This is a genomic window from Streptomyces sp. NPDC087440 (assembly GCF_044744005.1).
Lineage (GTDB): Bacteria > Actinomycetota > Actinomycetes > Streptomycetales > Streptomycetaceae > Streptomyces.
In genome coordinates this window covers 213358-236286 of sequence record NZ_JBIUXN010000015.1, presented here as the reverse complement: position 1 = coordinate 236286, position 22929 = coordinate 213358, and the positions used below count along the sequence as shown (strand labels likewise).

General features: G+C 69.5%; 16 protein-coding genes. 8 read left to right on the top strand and 8 right to left on the bottom strand.

Annotation, left to right across the window (positions count from 1 at the left end; genetic code table 11):
- Positions 1–67: 67 nt before the first annotated feature.
- From ACIO3O_RS27735 to ACIO3O_RS27725, 3 genes are read right to left on the bottom strand one after another with little or no spacing between them, the layout of a single operon-like run.
- Complete coding sequence (locus ACIO3O_RS27735) at positions 68–1303, bottom strand: restriction endonuclease subunit S (RefSeq protein WP_401750342.1); 1236 nt, start codon at positions 1301–1303, stop codon at positions 68–70.
- Positions 1300–3363, bottom strand: coding sequence for an N-6 DNA methylase (locus tag ACIO3O_RS27730; RefSeq protein WP_401750341.1), 2064 nt, complete (start codon positions 3361–3363; stop codon positions 1300–1302). The genes ACIO3O_RS27735 and ACIO3O_RS27730 overlap by 4 nt, the downstream gene beginning before the upstream one ends.
- On the bottom strand, positions 3360–5051 hold the full coding sequence (locus ACIO3O_RS27725) for an N-6 DNA methylase (protein WP_401750338.1): 1692 nt from the start codon (positions 5049–5051) through the stop codon (positions 3360–3362). Before ACIO3O_RS27725 ends, ACIO3O_RS27730 begins: the two co-directional genes overlap by 4 nt.
- Positions 5052–5207: 156 nt before the next feature.
- Between ACIO3O_RS27725 and ACIO3O_RS27720 the strand changes: the two genes are divergently transcribed.
- Positions 5208–6434, top strand: coding sequence for a hypothetical protein (locus ACIO3O_RS27720; protein WP_401750336.1), 1227 nt, complete (start codon positions 5208–5210; stop codon positions 6432–6434).
- 79 nt (positions 6435–6513) lie between these two features.
- Positions 6514–8265, top strand: a complete 1752-nt coding sequence (locus ACIO3O_RS27715) for a hypothetical protein (protein WP_401750333.1) — start codon at positions 6514–6516, stop codon at positions 8263–8265.
- A gap of 44 nt (positions 8266–8309) precedes the next feature.
- Here ACIO3O_RS27715 and ACIO3O_RS27710 read toward each other — a convergent pair whose 3' ends face one another.
- Positions 8310–8561 carry a hypothetical protein gene (locus tag ACIO3O_RS27710; protein ID WP_401750331.1) on the bottom strand — a complete coding sequence of 84 codons (252 nt, stop codon included), beginning with the start codon at positions 8559–8561 and terminating at the stop codon, positions 8310–8312.
- A gap of 752 nt (positions 8562–9313) precedes the next feature.
- On the opposite strand from ACIO3O_RS27710, the gene ACIO3O_RS27705 reads away from it, so the two are divergent.
- The 6 genes from ACIO3O_RS27705 (at position 9314) to fes (ending at position 17767) form a co-directional block, all read left to right on the top strand.
- A complete protein-coding gene (locus ACIO3O_RS27705) occupies positions 9314–10753 on the top strand; it encodes an amidase (protein WP_401750329.1) in 1440 nt (479 codons plus the stop codon).
- A 96-nt stretch (positions 10754–10849) separates the two neighbouring features.
- The gene (locus ACIO3O_RS27700; RefSeq protein WP_401750327.1) at positions 10850–12448 is read left to right on the top strand and encodes an ABC transporter substrate-binding protein; all 1599 of its coding nucleotides are present in this window, start codon (positions 10850–10852) and stop codon (positions 12446–12448) included.
- A gap of 9 nt (positions 12449–12457) precedes the next feature.
- The gene (locus ACIO3O_RS27695) at positions 12458–13465 is read left to right on the top strand and encodes an ABC transporter permease (protein ID WP_401750326.1); all 1008 of its coding nucleotides are present in this window, start codon (positions 12458–12460) and stop codon (positions 13463–13465) included.
- On the top strand, positions 13462–15636 hold the full coding sequence (locus ACIO3O_RS27690; RefSeq protein WP_401750325.1) for an oligopeptide/dipeptide ABC transporter ATP-binding protein: 2175 nt from the start codon (positions 13462–13464) through the stop codon (positions 15634–15636). The genes ACIO3O_RS27695 and ACIO3O_RS27690 overlap by 4 nt, the downstream gene beginning before the upstream one ends.
- Entirely contained in the window at positions 15629–16441 is an 813-nt protein-coding gene (locus tag ACIO3O_RS27685) for an ATP-binding cassette domain-containing protein (protein ID WP_401750323.1), read from the top strand. The genes ACIO3O_RS27690 and ACIO3O_RS27685 overlap by 8 nt, the downstream gene beginning before the upstream one ends.
- A gap of 78 nt (positions 16442–16519) precedes the next feature.
- On the top strand, positions 16520–17767 hold the full coding sequence (gene fes, locus ACIO3O_RS27680; protein WP_401750321.1) for an enterochelin esterase: 1248 nt from the start codon (positions 16520–16522) through the stop codon (positions 17765–17767).
- A 63-nt stretch (positions 17768–17830) separates the two neighbouring features.
- Here fes and ACIO3O_RS27675 read toward each other — a convergent pair whose 3' ends face one another.
- Genes ACIO3O_RS27675 through ACIO3O_RS27660 form a run of 4 tightly spaced genes read right to left on the bottom strand, consistent with a single transcriptional unit; the run spans position 17831 to position 22839 of the window.
- Positions 17831–18022, bottom strand: coding sequence for an MbtH family NRPS accessory protein (locus ACIO3O_RS27675; protein ID WP_401750320.1), 192 nt, complete (start codon positions 18020–18022; stop codon positions 17831–17833).
- Positions 18019–21957, bottom strand: coding sequence for an amino acid adenylation domain-containing protein (locus ACIO3O_RS27670; protein WP_401750318.1), 3939 nt, complete (start codon positions 21955–21957; stop codon positions 18019–18021). Before ACIO3O_RS27670 ends, ACIO3O_RS27675 begins: the two co-directional genes overlap by 4 nt.
- Complete coding sequence (locus tag ACIO3O_RS27665) at positions 21954–22202, bottom strand: phosphopantetheine-binding protein (RefSeq protein ID WP_401750317.1); 249 nt, start codon at positions 22200–22202, stop codon at positions 21954–21956. Before ACIO3O_RS27665 ends, ACIO3O_RS27670 begins: the two co-directional genes overlap by 4 nt.
- Before the next feature lie 4 nt (positions 22203–22206).
- Entirely contained in the window at positions 22207–22839 is a 633-nt protein-coding gene (locus ACIO3O_RS27660) for an isochorismatase family protein (protein WP_401750314.1), read from the bottom strand.
- Between the last annotated feature and the right edge of the window lie 90 nt (positions 22840–22929).

Sequence of the window (22929 nt, the reverse complement as noted above, 5' to 3'; positions counted from 1 at the left end):
TCCTAGGGTTTCGGTGCGGCGGGAGTGGACGGCAGAAGCGGACGGTACGCGCTGCGGTGAGTGGCGATCATGGAGTGGCAACGCCTCTGCCGGAGGCGGACGAGACATCGAACTGGCCAGTCACGGCGGCGGTGATCAGGGATTGGCGGCGCTCGGCGAGGAGGTCTAGCTGGCGATGGATTGCGGTTCTGAGGGTTTTAGTGAAACCCGTTCCTCTATCGATCTCTGCGATCAAGGATGCTTGTTGCGCCTGATTTGCTGCTGGGATAGGCCATTCGCGAATATCGTCACCGCGCAACTTGACCATGGACTGCGAAGACCCTCGGGCCACGGCCTCAATGAGGAGTCGCACTCGACTGCCTTGCGCGATTTCCGATACGAACCTCGGGTCGATTCCCGCGGTCAACCCAACTCGATAGATGAGGTCGGGAAGCATGAGCTTCGTAACATTCCCTCTTACCACGGCAACATCGCCGACGAGGCTGGGAGTGTTCGCGCGCGTGACGAGGAAATCTCCATCGCGCACCTCGTACTCCTTGCGTGGTGAGATATCTTCAGGGAGTCGCTTGTTTTCGGTGGGGACAAAAAGCCCGTGTTTTACCGCACTCAGTTTCAGGACGCCCCACTCATCACCAATACGCGAAACAGCATCGCATTGTGGGCTTGCCCCCTGGTCAATTCTGGTTACGAATCGCCGCAGCGGGAGCTCCTGTGTTTCCAGAGAAAGTCGATCAAGTAGACCGTCCCTCAAAGAGCGGTCTCGCTCATCCAGTCGCGCCAGAACCTCCTTCTGAAGTGAGATGAGTGTGTCGATGCGACTGGTCTCGGCGTCGAGGAAGTCGGCGATGCGGCGCTGTTCTTCCAGCGGTGGTGACCAGATCTCTACCTCACCGAGATCCTCAGCGTTGAGATGGGGTTGGGCCGCCCGCGAACTGACCAACTTGATTTGATCTTGCACGGGAATACTCAGCAAAACATGTGCAAGATATCTCGATTCGACGGAGATCGGAGTTACGCGCAAGTCGTACCCTGGAGCGCTCCCCGCCCACTTCTTCGTGATGCGGGCGGAGTCTCCCGTATATGCACCGCTTCGCACAACGAGAATCTCCCCTTCAGTGAGAAGTGGAGCCCTTTTGATGGGGAGATCCTCAAGGTTTGCCCGTAGGAGACCGCGTTCAGTAATCTTCCCACGAGTAATATTTGTCGCACGCAGGATTGGAATGCCATCTTCAGAAAGCTTAGGGGGCTGTCCCAGCCCGTACTGAATTTGCGCTACGCGCTTCACTGCGACAGTAGGGTTCATTCGGTTACCTCGCCCAGCAGCGCCTGGATCTCGGCCTCAAGAGACTTGAGCTCCTGGTCGATCTCGGCCAATGGTCGCGGCGGTTCGTAGGCGTAGAAATGCCGGGTGAAGGGGATCTCGTAGCCGACCTTGTAGCGCTCGGTCAGCTTCGTCTTGGGGTTCTTGAGGTCGGCGATCCAGGCGTCTTCGACGTGCGGGATGACCTCTTCCGTCAGGTACTCGTCGATGTTCTGGTCCATCGGTACGTTTTCAGCGTCACGGAGGTCGGGGTCATGTTCCGGCTGCTTGGCCTTCGCGTACTGAACCTCACCCTTCGGGTCGCGTACGCCGACTGCGTCGCGCAGGGCCTTCTGGAAGGCCGCTCCGGACGGCCAGATCATGCCGGCCGCCACAACGGCCTTGTGCAAAGCGTCCCATGCTTCGGACTTGGTCGGCCAGATCTCCCCGATCAGAGGACGGAGCGCTGCCACGAACTGTGCCTGTCGCTTGGCGACGTCTTCTTCCGCCATCTTCTTGTCGCCCAGCACCCTCTGGAGCGCCGCGGAAGCCGCCAGCTCCGTCAGTGTGTCCTCGGTGACCTCGAAGCGGAGCTTCAGCGGACGGTCCACGGTGATGCGCTGGTAGCCGTACTCCTCGTTGCGTAGGATCTTGACCTTGGCGTGCTGGGGGTGGTCCTCGTCCTCAGCGATTTGCTCGGCGTCGCGGTAGATGGTACAGATGTCGGCGATCTGCTCCTCCGAGATCTCCTTGCGCTTCTCGCCCAGCGACTTTCGCCGCTTCACCCACTCTCCGCGCGCGTCGATCATGACGACCTTGCCCTTGCGGTGCTTGGGCTTGCGGTTGCTGAGGATCCAGAAGTACGTGGAAATTCCGGTGTTGTAGAAGAGCTGGTCTGGGAGTCCGACGATGGTCTCCAGGTAGTCGTTCTCCAGGATCCAGCGGCGGATCTCCGACTCGCCGGAGCCCGCGCCGCCGGTGAAGAGCGGGGAGCCGTTGAAGACGATGGCGATGCGCGAACCGCCGATTTCCTCGCCGTTGGCGTCCTTCTTCAGCGGCTGCATCTTGTGGAGCATGTGCTGGAGGAAGAGGAAGGAACCATCGTTGATACGGGGGAGACCGGCGCCGAAGCGTCCGTCGAAGCCGCGGTCGTACTCCTCCCGGACCTTGGCCTCCGCCTTCTTCCACTCCACGCCGAAGGGCGGGTTGGCCAGCATGTAGCTGAACTTGCGGTCCTCGTGCCAGTCACGGGTGAAAGTGTTGCCGAACCGGATGTTGTCGGCGACGTGTTCCTTGAGGAGCATGTCGGAGCGGCAGATCGCGTAAGACTCGGCGTTGATCTCCTGGCCGAACAGGTTGACGCGGGCACCCGGCTTGAGGTCCTTGATGTGTTCCTCAGCAGCGGCGAGCATGCCGCCGGTGCCGCACGCCGGGTCGAGGATGTCGATGACCGCGCCGGGCCTGCGGATCAGCTCCTCGTCGGGGCCCAGGAGCAGTTCGACCATCAGCTTGATGACCTCGCGCGGCGTGAAGTGCTCACCTGCCGTCTCGTTGGAGGCGTCCGCGAACTTGCGGATCAACTCCTCGAAGACGTAGCCCATGTCGTGGTTGCTGACCTTGCTCGGGCTGAGGTCCATCGCCGCAAATTCCTGGACCACCAGGTACAGCAGCTCAGCGTCCTGGAGGCGCTCGATCTGGGTGTGGAAGTCATACCGATCAATGATCTCGGTGACCTCCGACGAGAAGCCGCGGATGTAGTCCTTGAGGTTGGTGTAGACGTTCTTGTCGGCGCTGCCGATGGTCTTGAAGCTCTGCCGGGAGGTGTTGAAGAACGGGAGCCCGGAAACGCCGATCAGGAGCGAATCCTTACGCTCGCCGGCGAAGGAGTCATTCCGCGCCCACACGGCCTCACGCGTGCCCTTCTCCTCCATCACGCAGTCGAAGCGACGCAGCACCGTGAGCGGCAGGATGACCTTGGCGTACTCCGAGCGTTTGTAGTCGCCGCGCAGCAGGTCGGCCACCGACCAGATGAAGTCGGCAAGTTCCTGGTTGGTGTTGCTCACTCGGCACCTTCTCGTGTTGCGTCTCGTGATGTCACGTCGTGTGAAGTACCAGCTGGCGCGAGGGCGCCGTTGGTCAGTCCGTCGTATGCCAGTTGGGTAGCTCGATCACCCAACCTGACAAGTTCCTTCAGCCTTCGCTCAAACTCGCCCAAGTCCCGGAAAGACTCCCCGTATTGGCGTTGCTCTTCGATGTCCATCTGGGGCAACTGGGCCCCGCGAAGGTCCGCTCGGTGGGTGCCCGTCGCGGAGGTGTTGCGCCGGGTGTTGCCCGCGCTACGGAGGAAGCCCCGCAGGTAGTCCGTGTCGAGCTGGTCGCTGCTGGAAGTGGTCTTGCCGTCCTCCGTACGTACCAGACCGGCCTGTACCAGATCGCCGACTCCCACCGGGGTGATCTCGTCCATCGAGCCTGCTCCTGGGCCGGGGGGCAGCGGGGGCAAGAGCTTGGCCAGTGCGCGTAGTTGACGTTCCAGTGCGGCCCGAATGGCCGTGTACTCGGCCGGGTAGTCGGGCTGGGCCGCGGTCACGTACGAGGTCGGCCTGAGGTCGACTTCTTCTCGGATGAGGTCGATCAGCGGTACGTCGGCGATTTGGTCCACGGTCGGTTCCAGTGGGCCGTCCGGGGCATTGGCCGTGAGGTCGACCATCCGTACGGATCGGGCTTCCTCACCCGGCGATGCAGGACGGCGGAGTTCCCACAGGAGGACCGGCAGGTTGTGGCTGGACGCCATGCCCGGTGGCAGGGCTGTGACTGCGGTGAGGGCTCCGCGTCGCACAAGTTCAGCTCGGAGCCGACGGCCGCTTTTGCGGTACGCGGCGGACGGCGCGAGCGCAATGAGGGTGCGGCCTCCGGGCGCGGTGTGGAAGTAGCAGTGCTGGAGCCAGGCCAGGTCGCTCTCTGCCCGAGGGGGCGCCCCCAGTTCCCACCGGGCATCGAGCAGTAGCTCCTCGCGACCCCAATCGTTCTGCCCCAAAGGCGGTTCGCATACGACGAGTTGAGCCCGCAGGTCCGGGTGCCGGTCCTCGCGGAGAGAGTCCCCGGCTTCGAGTTCGGCCGACGGGTCGCCTCTCAACCGGGTTCTCAGCTGGGCCAACCGGATCAGGCCGGGGGCGAGGTCCTGTCCGGCCAGCCCAGTCACGTCCGGCCCTGTGACTGCCAACAGCAGTGATCCGGCACCGCAGGCCGGGTCGTAGACGAGGCCTTCGGCCGGTCCGGCGAAGTGGGTGAAGGCCCGGACGAGGCGAGGAGAGGAGGCCGCCTGTGCGCCACTGCGGCCCGCCGAGGCGAGGAAGCGGGTGACTAGGTCCTCGAAGAGTTGGGGCGCGGAGCGCTCCGCGACCAGACCGTCGACGGACTCGCAGAGCTGGTCCGAGAGCGTCCCGGCAGCCTTCCCGATCAGGTAGGAACCGACGTCCAGCAGGGCGGCAGTCATGTCGTCGCTGTAGGCGACGCGCAGGGACTGCCAGAGGGTGACCTCCCTTGAGGCCCCTCGACCCTTGCGCTGGCTGGCCAGCCAGGTATCGATCTCGGCCAGGGAGAAGAGCGGGCCTGCCGCCGTCCCGCCGGTGGGAGCGGGGAAATCGTCGTGCCGACGTCGCCAGTTGGCGACAGCGGCACGGGTGACGCCGGCGAGCCGTGCGATCTGGGCCGCCGTGACGACCGGTGCTGAAGCGGATCCTTCTTCCTCCATGGTGGAAGAGTACACGTCGCGCCGCCCAGATGAAATCCGTGAGCGCGTTGACACTGCTAACGAGATGATGTCACTCTTTCTCTGGTGGTCGCGATGAGCATGCTCTCCGTGGCTGGCCACAATCTTGCGTTCCCACTCGTCCCGAAGGGCCCCACGATGACCATCACCATGCCGACCGCGAGCGTCGAAGGAATCCAGCTCACGGTCACTCCGTTCCGCCCGGATGCCGTGATCGGGACGATGGGGTTGCCCACGCTGCTCCAGCTCGTCCCCTCTCCCCGTGCCGAGGAGGACAAGCGGGCCCTGAAGTACGCCTCCGGTGCGGTGCGCCGGCATGCCGAGGTGCGCGGACTCGTGCAGCGAATGCTCAAGGCCTCGCAGAAGGGGCGGAACGTCACCTCGTACGCGTCCTATATCGCCACCGGCGTTGGCGGCGGGCACGGGTCGGCCTGGTCGACTCCGCCGATTACGCTCTGGTTGGACGGGCAGCCGGGGGCGGTGAGCGAGGAGCTGATCGCGGGGAGCGGGATCCGCACCATCACCGTGCTGCCGGGGTCGCCGGTCGTAGCGATTGACGGGGAGACCCAGGTCACCGCGTGGCACGAATTGTTCGACAACCCGGAGCGCTTCGGGACGACGTACGAAAAGCTCAGCAGCGTACGGCTGCCGTTCGAGCTGTACTTCGGGCTCAGCGTCGAGGATGCGCGGCAGATCTTCTACGACCGCAATGTCGAGGGTGTGCCCGTTGCGAAGAATCTGGCCATGTCGATGGACCAGCGTGACATGGGTACTCAGCTCGCCCATCGGATCGCAGAGACGGTGAAGGTAGAGCACGAAGGGAAGATCGTCCCCTTCAGTAAGCTGGTGCAGGCTCGTAAGCGGCAGCTGACGAGGACGGACCCGGAGGTCGTGACGCTGTCCGCGCTGAGGGTCCTGGTGATTACGGCAATGCGTGGCCGCGGCGGACTGGGGCTTTCCTCGGCCACGGTGCACGAGGATGAACTGCCGGACGGGGTGAGCGCCGAGCAAGCTGAGAGCGAGTTGGTTCCCTTGTTGTCGCAGCTGATCGGGCAGCTCTTCCCGCACTTCGTGGCGCGCGATGCTATCTCCGCACCTGCGGTGCTCGCTGGGCTCGGCATCGCCGCCCACCAGGCCACAAGCTGGGCCCTTGGTGGTACGAGGCTGAGTGCCGAGGAGCTGCTGCGACTGGTCGAACCGGTGCGTTTTGAGCGTGATGCCCGCTATTGGGATGGTGTGGCCGCCAGCGCGAACGCGGCCGGAACGCTGAACTTCGGCGGCGGGGCCAAGGACTCTGGGGGGCGGGTCGCCGATGCACTGCTCGGGCCCGACACCGACTACGGGCGCAAGATCCGCGGTTGGTAGCCCGGCACGAGTTCTGAGGCTTTGTCAGTGGCAGAACGTACGGTTCGGTCCGTGCATGAAAGGCGAGAGAGGTAGGCGCATGGCCGAGGGACACGTGACGGACGGCGACCGGGCCGAAGCCCGCCGGTTGGCAGCGGAGGAACGGCATCACTATACGGAGGGCTCCTCAGAGATGGAAGCGTTGGCCGGAGCGGTCAGCGCACTGAGACGCGAGGACGCCACCACAGATGAACTTCGTTCCTGTCACTACGAGTTGTGGACGCAGGTTTCCCACCGGAACGGTGGGCTGCTCGAGCGCCTCGCCGAACTGCTCGTCTCCCGTGGCGCGGTGCCGGGCCCGTACGACTACGACGGCAAGTGGTGGCTGTGGTGGCCGAAGAAGGGGCGCGGCCCCTGCCGGGACTGCGGACGGGTGCGGGTGCTGACCAGGTACTCGAATTCATGGGGGCAGCAGTACCGGTACCTGTGCTCGGCCTGCCGGAAGGCCGAGCGTGAGGACATCTCCCGCATGGCGGAGGAGGGGATGGCGCAGTTGGTCGACCTCGTTTCATGGGCCGAACCGGAAACAGCGCTCACGGCAGCGGCTCACCATGAGGGGGAGAAGAAGACCGTCCAGACACTCTGGCAGGACTATGCGGACCGACTGGTCACTATTCTTCAGCCGCTTGCCGATGCGGGCTGGGAACTGCGGGAGGAATTCGACTCGGACGGCCAACCTGGCCATGAACCGCTGCTCTTCGCAGAGATGTGGCGGGGGAGGGCGGCACTGCCGTTCGAGTACGCACCCGAGGCCGGGCGGATCACGCTGCACACCTACGAGAGTGTGGGTGACGACTGGCCGGAGCCGATCTCGGCACTGGAATCGTGGGTCGAGATCGAGGTGCCCAAGGACAAGGGCGCCGAAGCTGCCGCTCGTGCCGTCGCGCGAGCGGCCGGAGAAGCAGGGCTACTGGACGCTCTCCACGTGCAGGTGGTGGGCGGCGCGCCCGAGGACGTACAGACGCTGTTTGCGGCCGAACGCTTCCAAAGCCTTCTTCGCCCCGCAGCCGAATACCGTGGCGTTCCTCTTGAACAGGTCGCAAGGGACATCGACGCGGACTCTGACCTTCAGGCCCATGTCCGGATCATGTTCTTCCTGGCCGGGCGTCACGTGGAGCCGGACGTCGTGCCCAGCGCGGTGGCCCTGGGGATCGCGCTGACCTGCTGGCGCAATGAAACCGCGGTCGAGGACCACCACCTGGCCACCGATGTCCTGATGGCCCGGGTGAACATAGCGGTGACGCGCGCGGTGGAGCCCTTCGTGTGCCCGTTCGAGGGCGTCGACTGGGACGGAGTGGAGTCGGCGCTCACCGACGAGGCTTGGGCGCTGCCGAACGGCCGTACCGTCTCCGGACTCTTCGGCGCCGGCTGGTCGGAGGTGACCCGTACCGTACGGTGCCAGATCGACTATTGGCGCCGGATCGATACCGAACTACTCGGACCCGAGGCGGTACTGCGCCTGCTCACGGTCTCCGGTTCCACCAGCTACACCAGCAGCTGGTGGGGTCAGGGCCGTTGGCGGGCGATCTGTACCGCGGTGGTCCGTGATGCCGTAGCCGCCGTAGCCGTATTGCCGCAGCCGTACGACATCCGAGGCGCAGAGGCCCTTGTGGACTCTCTCGCGGAGGCCCCGGACCTGGAGTCGGACGCCGTCCTCAACTGGTTCATCGACCTTCCGGTCGAGTTCCGGGAGGGGGCGAAGCGTACACACGGGCTGCGGCATCACGAGGTGACGCAACCTCTGATCCGCACGTACGAGCCGTGGTGGGAGGAACAGGCTGATCCCTTGTAGGTGTCAGACAGCTGACGGGGAGGGCCGCAGCCCTCTCCACGCGCTTACTGGTCTCCGCGCCGCAGGCGGGTAATGAACGCACGGGCGTCCATGACGTCCGGGGTAGCACGACCGTCGAACCACACTTCGCGCATGGGGACCTCGACGCCGTACTCACGGAGCGCCCACCCCTCCGGCATGTCTTTCACGTCCTTGATCACTGACGTGTATTCATTGTGGCTCGTGATCCGGCGACGGAGCACCAGGTCCCCTGGATTGAGGTCCGCGTAGGTGACCTTCTCCCCTTCATCGCTCACTGGTCAGTTCCCCTTCTGCTCCTGATCGAGGTACCCGAGCTTCTTTGCTCGGGTGAAGTGACTTTGAAGCGTGGTCCGGTTCCGGCCTAACTTCTCGGCCGGTACTTGACTGGCTCCCGCTCGAACGCTGCCGAGCAGTGCTTGTATGCGCTGGCCAGCTCCCGCAGATACTCGTCCGTGACGCTACCGCGTCCCTGCGGGAACTTTCGGAACCACTTGAGCGACTCCACCCGCACCATGATCGCCCATTTGGTAAGCCACCTGATTCCGCCGGGCCGGGTCACCGGGCGGCTCTCCGCACTCTCCGTTGGTGCACGGCGGCCGGGTTCGGGCCGACGAGTGAGAGAAACAGCAGGTCACAGCACCGGAATTCGCCCCGCACCACCGGCATGTGCGAATGCAGAGTGTCGATCCGCCGACACACAGCCGTTACAGTAGGAGCAATTCAGTGGTGAGCGGTGTGATCCGTGGGGCATTGGTCCAAGTCCCCCCTCGGACACCAGCTGAGACCCCACTTCATGTGGGGTCTTTTGCGTTTCTGCGGCGTGGCCGGGGAGCGGGCGGAATGGCCGATGGGGTCTCAACTCGGGCGTACTGACCGGTCGGTATTGACAGAACGGCGGTCCAGGCGTTGTGATGCCTGCGTCACACCGACCGGTCGGTCCGTGGGTATGCGGACGGGAGCCTTCCGAGCCGCCGTGTGTCTGTTCGTGGTACGGCTTTCGCGTTTCGGCTGAGAGGGCGACCCGCACATGTACGAGGACATCACCGGGATGGACGCGCTCGCGCAGGCGGACGCCGTGCGTGGGGGCGAGGTGAGCCCCGTGGAACTGGTCGAGCGAAGTCTCGCCGCCGTCGAGAAGTACGACGCCCCGCTCGGGGTCTTCGTCACCGTGACGGCCGACGCCGCCCGGCGCCAGGCGCGGGAGGCCGAGCGGCGGCTGCGGGAGGACGGGGCGCAGGGGCTGCCGCCGTTGTTCGGTGTGCCGACCGCCATCAAGGACCTGACGGCCACCGCCGGTGTCAGGACGACCTTCGGCTCGCGGGCCTTCGCGGGCCATGTTCCCGAGCGGGACGCGCGGAGCGTGGAGCTGCTGCGTGCGGCCGGACTGATCAGCGTCGGCAAGACCAACACCCCCGAATTCGGGCTGAGTTCGTACAGCGACAACGACGTGACCCGGTCCGCCCGGACACCCTGGGACGTGTCGAGGTCCGCCGGCGGGTCCAGCGGCGGGGCCGCCGCAGCCGTGGCCGCCGGGGTGGTGCCCCTCGCGCACGGCAGCGACGGCGGCGGTTCGATCCGTATCCCCGCGAGCTCCTGCGGCATCTTCGGGCTCAAGCCGTCCCGGGGCCGGGTCAGCCCCGGACCGGACGCCAACGTCGCCGGGCTGACCGTGGAGGGGCCCCTCGCCCGCACCGTGCGGGACGCGGCGGCCATGCTGGACGCGCTCGCCGGGCCGGATGTAGGAGACCCCTACTGGGCACCGCCGTTGGGGAAGGGCGAGACCTTCCTCTCGTACGCGCGGAACACCGAGCCGGGCCGGCTGCGGATCGCCCGCTACGCCGACCTGGGGGACACGGGAGCGGTGATCGACCCCGCCTGCCGGGCCGCGTACGAGCAGGCCACCGAGCTGTTGCTCTCACTCGGACACGAGGTCGAGGAGATTCGTAATCCGTTCGTCGCGGAGATCGGGGAAATCTTCTTCGTCACCTGGGGTGTTCAGTCGCTGCGCTTCCCTGTCGCCGAGGGGGAAGAGGAGTTGTTGCGGCCGATCACGCGGTTCTGGCGTGAGCGGGGGAGGGCCACTTCCGGTGAGGAGTTCTACCGTGCCCTGGCCGGGCAGCAGTTGCTGACCCGGCGCGTGCTCGCCGCCACGCAGCAGCACGACGCCGTGCTCACCCCGACGCTCGGGATGCTGCCGCAGCCGCCCGCGTATTTCACCGGTGAACCCGGTGTGCCCGCCGAGGACCTCATGCAACAGGTCATGAGGCAGAGCCTGTTCACCCCCTTCACCAGCGCCGCCAACGTCACCGGGCAGCCGGCCGCGAGCCTCCCGCTGTACTGGACCGAGGACGGCCTGCCGGTCGGCGTCTCCCTCACCGGGCGGCCGGCGGGCGAGGGGCCGCTGCTGTCGCTGTGCGCGCAGCTCGAAGCCGCCCGGCCATGGGCGCACCGCCGTCCGGCGCTCTGACTCCGTACCCCTTCCGCGTACCACCTCTGCCGTACTTGCTTCTTCCGCACGAGCCGCCCCGCCCCACACCGTTCCGTCGCGCCCCAGGAGGCACGAATGGCCAGTTCGTCACGCCCTCATGCAGCAGCCGAGCGCAGAGTGCTCGCATTGCTGCTCGCCGTCACCGCGACCGCAGCGATCAGCAGTTGCACCACCGGCGGCGCCGACACCGGGGCCGGCAAGGGAGGGGCGGGGGCCGGAGCGGGGAAGGTGGCCGTCGCCATGGCGTCCGACCCGACCTCGCTCGACCCGAGCAAGGCCACCGTCGCCTCCGACTTCCAGATGGCCCGGATGGCGTACGACTCGCTGGTCGGCCGGGACGACGGCGGGAAGATCGTCGCGGCGCTCGCCGAGAAGTGGAGCGCCACCGCCGACTCCGCCGAGTTCACGCTGCGGGACGGCATCACCTGCACCGACGGCGCGAAGCTCACCGCCACGGCGGTGGCCGACTCACTGAACCGCCTCGGCGACCCGAAGACCGGCGCGACCGCGTCCGCCCAGGTCTTCGGCGCGGGCAACACCGTCACCGCGACCGCCGACGACGCGGCCCGCAAGGTCACCGTCAAGCTGAAGAACCCCTGGTCGGACCTGCTGTTCGGGCTGGCCATGCCGCAGTCCGGGATCGTCTGCCCGGCCGCTCTCAAGGACCCGAAGCTGCTGGCCGCCGGTGGGAAGGGGGCCGGGACCGGCCGGTACTACGTCGCCTCCGCGCAGCCCGGAAGTGTCTACCGGCTCACCGCCCGCGACGGCTACGCCTGGGGCCCCGCGTACGCCAAGCAGCCCGGCGGCACCCCGCCCGGCTCCGCCGACATGCGGGTCATCCAGTCCGAGGCCACCATGGCCAACGAACTCCAGACCGGTGCCCTCGACTACGCCGGGCTCACCGGCGCCGACGTCGCCCGCTTCACCGGGAAGAAGGAGTTCACCCTGCGGCCCGCGCCCATCGTCCGGATGATGGTCGTCTTCAACCAGCGCGCGGGGCGCCCCGGCGCGGACCCCGCAGTGCGCAAGGCGGTGGCCGCCGCCCTCGACCGGACAGCCTTCAACAAGGCCGTGACACGTGGCAGTGGACAACTGCTCACCAGCATCGCCGACGCCGGGGTGCCCTGCGTGTCCAAGGACGCATCGCTGCTGACCGCCCCCGACAAGATGGCCGCCGCCAAGGCCCTGAAGGGCGTCAGGATCAAGATCACGGGCACCAACGCCGTCGCGGGCGGCACGGGCAACGAGTACGTGGCCGCCGCCCTGAAGGCCGCCGGGGCGGACGTCGTCCTGCGCAACGCCGCCAACGCCACCTGGGGCAGCGAAGTCCTCGGCAACAAGGGCGACTGGGACCTCACCCTGTGGCCCAACCTCAACCTCACCAACGTCCTCACCGCCCCCGCCAGCCTCCTCGCCGGGCCGCCACCCGCCGAGGGCCGCAACTTCGGCGACGTCCGCAACCCCGCCTTCGGCGCCGCCTTCGCGAAGGCCATGACCACCGTCGACACCACCGCCAAGTGCGCGGCCTGGGGCGAGGCGCAGAAGGCACTGCTCGCCCGCACGGACGTGGTACCGCTCGCCGCCGCCAACGTCTTCTACATCGACGGCAGCCGGATCGCCTCCGCCTCGCCCGACGGCCTGTACGACCCGAGCACCATCCGGCTGAAGAAGTAGCGGGGCGCCATGTCCGTCATCGAGGCCGAGTCCTTCGTCAAGTCCAGGGAGTCCAGGGGGCGTTCACCGTGGCTCGGGTTCCTCGTCCGCCGGGGCGCGGGGCTCGTCGGGGTGCTGCTCACGCTCGTCGTCGGGACCTTCCTGATGATCCAGCTGATTCCGGGCGACCCCGCACAACAGCTCGCGGGCAGCAGTGCCACCGCCGAACGGATCGTCCAGGTCCGGCACGAACTCGGGCTCGACCTGTCGCTCTGGCAGCAATTCACCGCGTACGTCGGCGGGTTGTTCCACGGTGACCTCGGCACCTCCTTCGCGGCGGGCCTGCCGGTCACCGACCTCATCGCGGCCCGGCTGCCCTTCACCGCCGAACTCGCCCTGATCGCGATGGTGTTGGTCCTGCTGGTGAGTGTGCCCCTGGGCATGTCCGTGGCCGTCGCCTGCCGGGGAGGACGACGGCGACGACTCGACACCGCCTTCACCTCGCTGACGGCGGTGGCCGGCGCGATCCCCGAATACGTCCTCGCCACGGTCCTCGTGCTGGTCTTCGCGATCACGCTCGGCGTGCTGCCCGCCGCCGGGGCCGCCACCCTGTCCGCGCTGATCCTGCCGGTCCTCGCCGTCAGCGTCGGGCCGGTGTGCACGCTCGCCCGGATCGTCCGCCGCGAGACCGCGACCGTACTGACCCAAGACTACCTGCGCACCGCGCGCGGCCACCGGCTCAAACCCCTGCGCCTGTACGCCCGTCACGCCCTGCCCAACCTCCTGACCAGCACCCTCACCCTCGGCGGGCTGATCCTCTCCGGGCTGCTCGGCGGCACCGTCATCGTCGAGATCGTGTTCGCCTGGCCCGGCCTGGGCACCGGCGTCGTCAACGCCATCACCGCCCGGGACTACCCGGTCGTCCAGGGCATCGTGCTGCTCCTCGGGCTGCTCGCCACCCTGCTCAATCTGCTCGTGGACGTCGTCCTGGGGCTCCTCGACCCCCGGACGCTGAACGGAAAGGCGGGCCGGGCATGAGGCCGGGTACGAAGCGGAGCACGTGGACTCCGGCGCTGGTGACCGGTGCGGTCCTGCTCGCGGTGTTCGCGGCGCTGGCGCTGGTGGCGCCCTGGATCTGGGGCGCTCGGGCCGATGAGCTGACCGGCGCGGCCCACCAACCCACCTCCGCGGCACACTGGTTCGGCACCGACGCGCTGGGCAGGGACGTGTTCGCCCGGACCATGACGGCGACCCGGCCGACCCTGCTGATGACGCTCGCCGCCACCGCCGTGGCCGCCGTCGGCGGCATCGGGCTCGGCGCGGCGATCTGGGTGGCGGGAGCGCGGGTGCGCGAACTGGGCCAGCGGCTCATCGACGTACTCATCTCCTATCCGAGCGTCATCTTCGCGCTGATCGTCGCGGCCGTCCTCGGTCCGGGCGGCACGACCTCGGTCGCCGCGATCGGGCTCGCCACCTGCCCGGCCTTCGCCCGCCTCACCACCAACCTCGCCGCGTCGGTCGCCGGACGCGACTTCGTCCCGACGGCCCGGCTGCTGGGTGTGTCCCCGCTGCGGCTGCTGCGCCGGCACATCCTGCCCAACATCGCCGAACCTCTCCTCGTCCTCGTGTCGGTCGCGTTCGCCGCCTCGCTGAAGGCACTGTCCGGGCTGTCCTTCCTGGGGCTCGGGGCGGACTTCGACTGGGGGCGGCTGCTGTTCACGGGGCTGGAGGGGATCTACGTGAACCCCGCCCCCGCACTCGGCCCCGCCGTGGCGATCGTGCTGGCCGGGCTCGCGGGCGGGCTGATCGGCGACGGACTCGCGGCCTCGGCGGACCGGGGGAGCGGAGCCGCATCCGGGAGGGGTGCCGGGCCGGGGTTGTGGGGGCGCCGGCAGGTGCGGGCCGCGCTGCGGGCCGCGCTGCGGGCTGCGGAGGCGGGGCTTGCGGGGGCGAACGCCGGTACGGGATCGGGCGCACGCTCGGGTACGGGTTCGGGTGCACGCTCGGGCACGGGGGTGGGCGGACGTTCGCGTACGGGAGTGGGCGGACGTACAGGCACGGCTTCGGGCACACGCTCCGGTACGGCAAGGGCCGGGAGTGCGCTCGTGCCGGACCCGGCCCGGGCGACCTCCTCGGCCCTGCCCGCCGCAGCACCCACGACCGCGCCCCCCGAACGGCCGACGGACCCGGCCCCGGAACCGGATACGGCGCCGGTCCCGGGCCCCGGTTCTCACCGGGACCCCCACCCCGACGCCCTCGTCTCCGTCGACGGCCTCAGCGTGCGGCTCGCCGACGCGACCGTGCTCGTCGACGGCGTCTCGCTGCACGTCGGCGAAGGCGAAGTGGTCGGCATCGTCGGCGAGTCCGGCTCCGGGAAGAGCGTCACGGCCATGGCACTGGCCAGGCTGCTCCCGGACGGGCTCACCGCCGACGCCCGCACGGTACGGGTGGGCGACCTCGACCTGGCGGCCGCCGCCGACCCGGACCCGCGACGGCTCGCCGCCGACATCGGCATCGTCTACCAGGACCCCTCCGCCTCCTTCAACCCCACCCTGCGCCTCGGCGGGCAGCTCACCGAGGTGCTGCGGGTCCACGCGGGCGTGTCCCGCGCCGATGCCGACCGGCGGGCGGCCGAACAGCTCGAAGCGGCCAAGGTCACCCTGCCGCGGCAGCGGCTGCGCCAGCATCCGCACGAGCTCTCCGGCGGCATGCGGCAGCGCGCCATGATCGCTGCCGCGCTCCTCACCCGGCCCCGGCTGATCGTCGCGGACGAACCGACCACCGCGCTCGACGTCACCGTCCAGGCCGAGGTGCTCAAGCTGCTGCGACAGGCCAACACGACCGACGGCACTTCGGTGCTGCTCATCTCGCACGACATCGGAGTCGTCTCGGGGATCTGCGACCGGGTGCTGGTGATGTACGCGGGCAGGCTGGTGGAGGAGTTGGAAGTGGCCGACCTCCGGGCGGGCCGGGCCCACCATCCCTACACACGGGCGCTGCTCGCGGCCACGCCCTCGCTGGACGACGACGCACCGCCGCAGCCGATCCCGGGCCGGCCGCCGCAGCCCGCGGAACGCCCTGCCGGATGTGCCTTCGCGCCCCGCTGCGCCCTCGCCCGGGAGCAGTGCGTCGAAGAGCGGCCCATGCTCCGCACCGAAGGCCCGAGGGCCGCCTGCCACGCACTCGACTGGGAGCCCGCTCATGCCTGAAGCAGCCGTTCCGGGATCGCCCGGACCCCGTGCGAGCGCGCCCGTCCTGCGCGTTCCCGTCCTGCGCGTTGAGGATCTCGACGTCTCCTTCGGCTTCGGCGCGCGGCGCAGGCCCGTCCTGCACGGCGTCAGCCTCTCGGTGTCCGCCGGGCGCACCCTCGGCCTGGTCGGCGAGTCCGGCTCCGGGAAGTCCACGGTGGCCAAGGCCGTGGTGGGCCTGGTGCGTCCGCAGCGCGGCCGGGTCCTCCTGGACGGGGTGGATCTCGCGGACGCGGGCAAGGTCCGGCTGCGCGGCCTGCGCCGGCGCATCCAGCTGATCCCGCAGGACCCGTACGCCTCCCTCAACCCGAGGATGACCGTGGGAGAGGCCCTCGCCGAAGCGATCGACCCGCGCCGCGGCCGCTTCGCGGAGCACCGCTCTCGTATTGAAGCGCTGCTCGCACAGGTCGCCCTGGACCCGTCCGCCGCCGACCGGTACCCGGCCGCCTTCTCCGGCGGACAGCGCCAGCGCGTCGCCATCGCCCGCGCCCTGGCCGTCGAACCCGAAGTGATCATCGCCGACGAGGTGACCTCCGCCCTCGACTGCTCGGTCCAGGCGGAGGTCCTGCGCGTCCTGGCGGACCTGCGCCGCGCGTCGGGCCTCACGATGCTCTTCATCTCGCACGACCTGGCCGTCGTACGGCACGTCAGCGACGAGGTCGCGGTGATGTCGGGCGGACGCATCGTCGAGCACGCCGAGCGCGACACGCTGTTCGGCGCGCCGTCCCATCCGTACACCCAACAGCTCCTCGCGAGCGTGCCGTGACCGCAGGGGCGGCCACGCCCCGGCGCATCCGGGACAAGTAAGGTGACCCTTATTTGCCCCGCGTTGTCTGGAGACTCCATGCCGCTGACCCCGCCGCCCGTCGGGACCACCCGCAGGCCGCCCCGGATCGACCGGCCGGAGCCCGTGGAGCGTGCGCAGAGTGCGTGGGTGGCGGGTGCGGTCGCGGGCGACGACTTCTGGGGGGACGTGCGGCGGGCGGGCGGTGCCCCGCTGGTCGAGCCCGATGCGGAGGGGGATCCCGCGTACCGGGTCGTCACGTTCTTGTGGCGGGGGACGGCGGAGACCCGGGCCGTCCTGTGCATGCCGAACAAGATCGTCGATCCGCGGGACATGGGGCGGAACCTGATGGAGCGGGTGCCGGGGACCGACGCCTGGCACTGGTCGGTGCGGATGCGCGCCGACTGGCGGGCCACGTACAGCTTCTGCGTGGACGAGGGGGGAGCCCCCGAGGGGGCCGCGTACTGGCCGTGGCTGCGCAGCCGTCCGCAACAGGGGGACGCGCTCAACCCGCGTACGCTGAGCCGCCGTTGGGGTGGGGATCCCGTCGCGTACGTCGAGCTGCCGCAGGCCCCTCGCGGCGGCGACTGGGAGCGGCGGGGCGACGGTGCGCGGGGCGCCGTCAGTGAGCACGTCGTACGGAGCGAGATTCTCGGCAACGAGCGGCGGGTGCACGTCTACGAGCCGCCGGGCGGCGGGCAGGACCTGCCCGTCCTGGTCCTGATGGACGGCGAGATGTGGCAGCCGGGGCTCGACGTCGCGGCGCTGCTCGACAACCTGATCGCGGACGGGCGGATTCCGCCGCTGCTCGCCCTGCTCCCGGAGTCCATCGACTCCGATGTGCGCTGGGACGAACTCGCCTGCAACGAGCGGTTCGTGGGGTTCCTGGAGCGGGAGTTGATGGACTGGGCGGGGGAGCGCTGGTCGGTGACCGGTGACCCCGCGCGGACGGTGGTCGCCGGGCAGAGTCTGGGTGGGCTCACGGCCGCCTATGCCGCCGTGTGTGCGCCCGGGCGGTTCGGATCGGTGCTGGCGCAGTCGGGGTCGTTCTGGTGGCCGGACGGACCCGACCTGGAGAGCTCCGAGTGGCTGACCGGGCGGATCGAGGCGGCCGAGCGGCTGCCCGTACGGTTCTGGCTGTCCGTCGGCGAGCAGGAGTGGGTGGCGCTGCCCGCCGCGCGCAGGCTTCGGGACGTGCTGGAGAAGAAGGGGTACGAGGACGCCTCGTACCGGGAGTACAACGGCGGGCACGACTACCTCTGCTGGCGCACCGAACTCGCGGACGGGCTCGTGGAGTTGCTGGGGTAGGTGGTGGGGTAGCTGGTGGGGGCCGCCGCCGGGTGCGGCGGCCCCCACCAACGTCCGGGAGGGTCAGGCGGGAGACTCCTGTAGGTGTGCCGTGCACTGCCCGTACGGTGCGGGGCCGAACACCGGCGTCCAGCCGTCCGGCGTCGCGCGGAACACCGGCCACAGTGAATACGCGCCGTCCGCGTTGCTCAGCACCAGGTGCGTCGGCTCACCGGCAGCGTCCTGCTCGGGCGGGTCGAAGGGCGAGTGCGTCATGCGTGGTCCAGTTCCTTCAGGCGGGCGGCGAGCACCGTGCAGACCTCGTCCAACGGGCCGGCCTGCGTCAACTCCGGGTGCAGGCAGTCGATTTCCGTTTCGAGGAGACGGCCGGTGAGGTGCGGGGCCCACGCGTCCGGCGTCAGCCAGTCCTCCTCGCGCGGCGCGACGGCCGTGAAGAAGTGCACGTCGCCGTCGAAGGCGCGGTGCCGGTGGGCCCGCATCAGGCGGGCGTTGTTGACCACGATGTCGACCACGGCGGACAGCGTGGCGTCCGGCAGCCCGGCCAGCGCACTGCCCTCCCGGTGCAGGGTCGCCAGGACGTCCTCGCGGGTCAGTTCGTCCGTGCGGTCGTACCCGGCCATGCGCAGCAGCGCGGTGAGCGCGTCCGCCTCGGCCGGGATCGCCGAGTCCTGCCACTGGTCGGACGGGTAGGCGTCCATCAGGGCCAGCAACTCGACCTGCTCGCCCGCCTCCTGGAGGCGCACGGCGACGGTGTGCGCCAGCACACCGCCCACCGACCAGCCGATCAGCCGGTACGGGCCGTGCGGGCGCACGCTGCGGATCTGCTCGACGTAGTCGGCGGCCATCTCCTCCATGGTGGCGGGGAGTTGCTCGCCGTCGCCGTGCAGCCCGCGCGCCTGGAGGCCGTAGACGGGCTGTTGAGTGTCGAGGCGGGACAGCAGGCCCGAGTAGCACCAGCTGATGCCGCCCGCCGGGTGGAAGGCGAACAGCGGGGCGCGGTCGCCGGTGGCGCGCAGCGGCAGCAGGGTGTCCAGGGCGTGGTCCGACTCCGTGTTGCCCGCGTCCAGTTGGGCGGCGAGCGAGGCGGGCGTCTGGGCCTGGAAGAGGGTGCCGATGGTGAGTTCCGCGCCGAGCGTGTCCCGGACCCGGGCGACCAGGCGGGCCGCCAGGAGCGAGGTGCCGCCCAGGTCGAAGAACGCGTCGTCGACACCGACCCGGGGTACGCCCAGGATCTCCGCGAACAGCCGGGTGAGGGTCTCCTCGCGGTGGTTGGCCGGGACGCGGCCGCCGTCGGCCGTGGTGCTGAACTCCGGTGCGGGCAGGGCCTTGCGGTCCAGCTTGCCGTTCGGGCTGAGCGGGAAGTCGTCCAGGACGAGGACCGCGCCCGGCACCATGTGCTCCGGAAGGGTACGGGCCAGGCGGGCGCGCAGGGCCTCCGGGTCGGGGCGGTCGGCGCCGGCGGCAGGGGTGACGTACCCGACGAGACGCTGGTCGCCCGGGCGGTCCTCGCGGACCAGGACACCGGACGCGCCGACCGTCTCGTCCTTCGCCAACTCCGCCTCGATCTCACCGAGTTCGATGCGCTGGCCGCGCAGCTTCACCTGGTGGTCGGTGCGGCCCAGGTACTCGATCTCGCCGGACGCCGTCCACCGGGCCAGGTCGCCCGTACGGTACATGCGGGTGCCCGGGGCGCCGTACGGGTCGGCGACGAAACGGGACGCGGTGAGGGCCGGGCGGCCCAGGTAGCCGTCCGCCAACTGGACGCCCGCGAGGAAGAGTTCGCCGCTGACGCCGGGCGGGCACGGCTGGAGTGCCGCGTCCAGGACGTACAGCCGGGTGTTCCAGACGGGGCGGCCGATGGGGACCGTGCCGGTCCCCTGCGTGTCGCAGGGGTGGTACGTCACGTCGACCGCGGCCTCGGTCGGGCCGTACAGGTTGTGCAGCGGCACACCGGCGCCCAGGACGCGCCCGAACTCCCGGACCGTCTCACGGGGGAGGGCCTCGCCGCTGCAGAAGACGTGACGCAGGCCCGTGCAGCCCGCGGCGGCGGGCTCGGTCAGGAAGACCTGGAGCATCGACGGCACGAAGTGGCAGACGGTGACCGCCTGTTCGCGGATCACCCGGGCCAGATAGGCCGGGTCCTTGTGGCCGCCGGGCTCGGCGACGACCAGCGTCGCACCCACCCGGAGTGCCCAGAAGAACTCCCACACCGACACGTCGAAGCCGGACGGGGTCTTCTGCAACACGCGGTCGCCGGGGCCGATTTCGTACGCGTGCTGCATCCAGCGCAGGCGGTTGTCGATCGCCGCGTGGTTCACGACGACGCCCTTGGGGCGGCCCGTCGAACCCGAGGTGTAGATGACGTACGCCGGGTCCTGCGGGGTGAGCCCCGGGGCGGGGTTCTCGCTGGTGTACGCGGTGGTGTCCAGCCCGTCGAGGGCGACGACCGGGACACCGGAGGCGGCCGGGACGCGGTCCGCGCGGTCGGCGATCACACAGGCGGGCTCCGCGTCCGCCAGCATGTGGGCGAGCCGGTCCGCCGGGTAGTCCGGGTCGAGCGGCAGATAGGCCCCGCCCGCCTTCAGGACGGCCAGCAGGGAGACCACCAGGTCGAGGGAGCGGGGCACGGCGACCGCCGCGAGAGCCCCGGGGCGCACGCCCAACTCGATCAAGTGGGAGGCGAGTTGGTTCGCGCGGGCGTTCAGCTCCGCGTACGTCAACGGCGTGTCGCCGAAGACCAGCGCGGTGGCGTCCGGGGTGCGGGCCGCCTGCTCCTCGATCGGGCCGATCAGGGTGGTGGCGGGCACCGGGTGGCCGGTGGCGTTGAACTCGTCCAGCACCAGGGCGAGTTCGCCCTCGCGGGCGATGGTGTGCGCCGCCAGCGGGGTGTGCGGGCCGGTGCGGGCGACGCGCTCCAGCAGTTCCAGGAAGCGGGACTGGTGCAGGGCCAGTTCGTCCGGCGTGTACAGGGCCGGGTTGCCGTCGTAGTCGATGCGCAGGCCGGAGCCGTCGGTGCGGTCGTAGACGTTGACCGTGAGGTCCTCGACCGGGCCGGCGGAGAGGTTGTGGGCCTCGGTGCGGGATCCCGCGAAGGTCAGCCCGTAGTCGAAGGGCATCACGTTGATCAGGGGGCCGACCAGGGAGCGGCCCTCGCCGAGCAGGCCGAGGTCGCGGCGGATGTCCTCGTACCGGTAGCGCTGGTGGCGGCGTGCGGCGCGGATGCCGAGCACGACCTGCCGGGTCAGCTCCGCGAACGTCGCGTGCGGGGTGACGGTCAGGCGCAGCGGCAGCACGTTCATCACCATGCCGGGCACGCGCAGCGCGACCGAGCCCATCCGGCCCATCATCGGCAGGCCGAGGACGACCTCCTCGGTGTGGGTGGCCCGCGAGACGTACAACGCCTGGGCGGCGATGAGGACTTCGGGCCAGGTCGCCTTGATGGAGGAGGCCACCTCGCGCAGCTGGTCGGTGGCGAGGGGCGAGAGATGGGCGCTGCGGCGGTGGAAGGTCCGTGAGGGGAGCGCGGTGCGGCCGGCGAGGGTCGGGGCCTCCGGCCGGTCGGCGAAGGCGCCGTCCCAGTGGCGGCGGTCCTTGTCGTACGTCTCGGAGACGCGGTAGCCCGCGTCCTCGTCCACCAGCTCCGCGAGCCGGCCGAACGGGCTGTCCGGCGGGGTCGCGCCGGACGCGAGCGCCGTGTAGACCTCGGCGGTGCGGCGGGCGAGGAGGGAGTAGCCGAAGCCGTCCATCACGATGTGGTGGACCCGCTGGTACCAGAGCCACCGGTCGTCGCCGACGCGGAAGAGCGCGTGCGCGAAGAGCGGACCCGCCGCCAGGTCGAAGGGCACGGCGAGGTCCGCGTGCATCCAGGCGTACGCCTCCGAGAAGGGGTTCGCTGACGTGCGCAGATCGGCGATGTGCAGGGGGAGGTCGAGGTCCGCGATCTCCAACTGGTGCGGTCCGTCGGACGTTTCGACGATGCGGACGCGCAAGGAGTCGGCCTCGGACACCACCTGACGGAGCGTCCGCGCGAACACGTCGGGGTCGACGGCGCCGTGGATCTCCAGGCACTCGGCGGTGTTCTGCGCCGGGCTGCCGGGGTCCAGGGCCTGGGCGAACCACATGCCGGACTGGGCGGCGGTCAGCTTCAGGCCGGTGCTCGTGGGGGTCGTCGAGGCGGGGGCCGTCGTCATGAGACCGCCCCCAGGATCGGGGCCCAGGCCTCGATCGCGGGCTGTTCCGCCAGGTCCACGAAGGACGCGGTGATGCCGTGGTCGCGCCGCCAGCGCTCGACCAGCGTCATGATCCGCATCGAGTCCAGGCCGTAGTCGACCAGGTTCTCGTCCACGGGGATGTCCTCGACGTCCTCGCCCAGGACGTCGGCGACGTCGGCCCGGATCAGCGCGACGGTCAGGGTGGTGGGTTCGGTGGCGGACATCGGCTCAGATTCCCTTCAGTACGGTCTCGGTGGTCGTGACGACCGCACACCGTCCGGCCGCGTAGCGCAAGGCCATGTCGTGGTCCTCGCGGGAGAAGTCCGCGACGGCGTCGGCGACGACGAACGCCTGCACATCGCGCATCCAGGCGTCGGCCGCGGTCATCAGGACGCCGATGTGCGCGTACACACCGACCACCACGAGCTGGTCGCGGCCCGCTGCGCGCATCCGCTCCGCCAGGTCGGTGCGGACGTACGCGCTGTACTTCCACTTGGTGATGACGGTGTCCTGCGGCTCGGGGGCGACCGCGTCGGCGATGGCCTTCGCGTGCGCGTCGTCCGGGAGGCCGGGGCCCCAGAAGTCCTGCTGGAGGCCGCGCTCGGCGGGGGACTGGCCGCCGGGCTGCGCGGAGTACATGACCGGGATGCCCGCGTCGCGTGCCGCCTTCGTCAACTGGGCGACGTTGGCGAGGAGTTCGTTGGTCGGCGAGGTGTCGGGGGTGTACGCGGTCAGGAAGTGGTTCTGGAGGTCGTGCACGAGCAGGACGGCCCGCTGCGGGTCGACGGTCCACGCGACGCGGTTCTCGGGCAGTTCGTCGGCGGTGGGCATCGCGTACGGGGCGACGGCGGGCAGAGCCATGGTGGGGGGCCTTTCGGTAGTGCGGGTGCTCGGGACCGGTCGTGCGTGTGGTGCGGGTGGTGTGTGGCTCCCGAGCCGTGCGGCAGGAAA

What these genes read in the sequence shown, in the direction of transcription:
- ACIO3O_RS27735 (WP_401750342.1), bottom strand. Translation starts at nt 1,303, where the DNA reads ATGAACCCTACTGTCGCAGTGAAGCGCGTAGCGCAAATTCAGTACGGG.
- ACIO3O_RS27725 (WP_401750338.1), bottom strand. Translation starts at nt 5,051, where the DNA reads ATGGAGGAAGAAGGATCCGCTTCAGCACCGGTCGTCACGGCGGCCCAG.
- ACIO3O_RS27720 (WP_401750336.1), top strand. Translation starts at nt 5,208, where the DNA reads ATGACCATCACCATGCCGACCGCGAGCGTCGAAGGAATCCAGCTCACG.
- ACIO3O_RS27715 (WP_401750333.1), top strand. Translation starts at nt 6,514, where the DNA reads ATGGCCGAGGGACACGTGACGGACGGCGACCGGGCCGAAGCCCGCCGG.
- ACIO3O_RS27705 (WP_401750329.1), top strand. Translation starts at nt 9,314, where the DNA reads ATGTACGAGGACATCACCGGGATGGACGCGCTCGCGCAGGCGGACGCC.
- ACIO3O_RS27700 (WP_401750327.1), top strand. Translation starts at nt 10,850, where the DNA reads ATGGCCAGTTCGTCACGCCCTCATGCAGCAGCCGAGCGCAGAGTGCTC.
- ACIO3O_RS27695 (WP_401750326.1), top strand. Translation starts at nt 12,458, where the DNA reads ATGTCCGTCATCGAGGCCGAGTCCTTCGTCAAGTCCAGGGAGTCCAGG.
- ACIO3O_RS27690 (WP_401750325.1), top strand. Translation starts at nt 13,462, where the DNA reads ATGAGGCCGGGTACGAAGCGGAGCACGTGGACTCCGGCGCTGGTGACC.
- ACIO3O_RS27685 (WP_401750323.1), top strand. Translation starts at nt 15,629, where the DNA reads ATGCCTGAAGCAGCCGTTCCGGGATCGCCCGGACCCCGTGCGAGCGCG.
- fes (WP_401750321.1), top strand. Translation starts at nt 16,520, where the DNA reads ATGCCGCTGACCCCGCCGCCCGTCGGGACCACCCGCAGGCCGCCCCGG.
- ACIO3O_RS27675 (WP_401750320.1), bottom strand. Translation starts at nt 18,022, where the DNA reads ATGACGCACTCGCCCTTCGACCCGCCCGAGCAGGACGCTGCCGGTGAG.
- ACIO3O_RS27670 (WP_401750318.1), bottom strand. Translation starts at nt 21,957, where the DNA reads ATGACGACGGCCCCCGCCTCGACGACCCCCACGAGCACCGGCCTGAAG.
- ACIO3O_RS27665 (WP_401750317.1), bottom strand. Translation starts at nt 22,202, where the DNA reads ATGTCCGCCACCGAACCCACCACCCTGACCGTCGCGCTGATCCGGGCC.
- ACIO3O_RS27660 (WP_401750314.1), bottom strand. Translation starts at nt 22,839, where the DNA reads ATGGCTCTGCCCGCCGTCGCCCCGTACGCGATGCCCACCGCCGACGAA.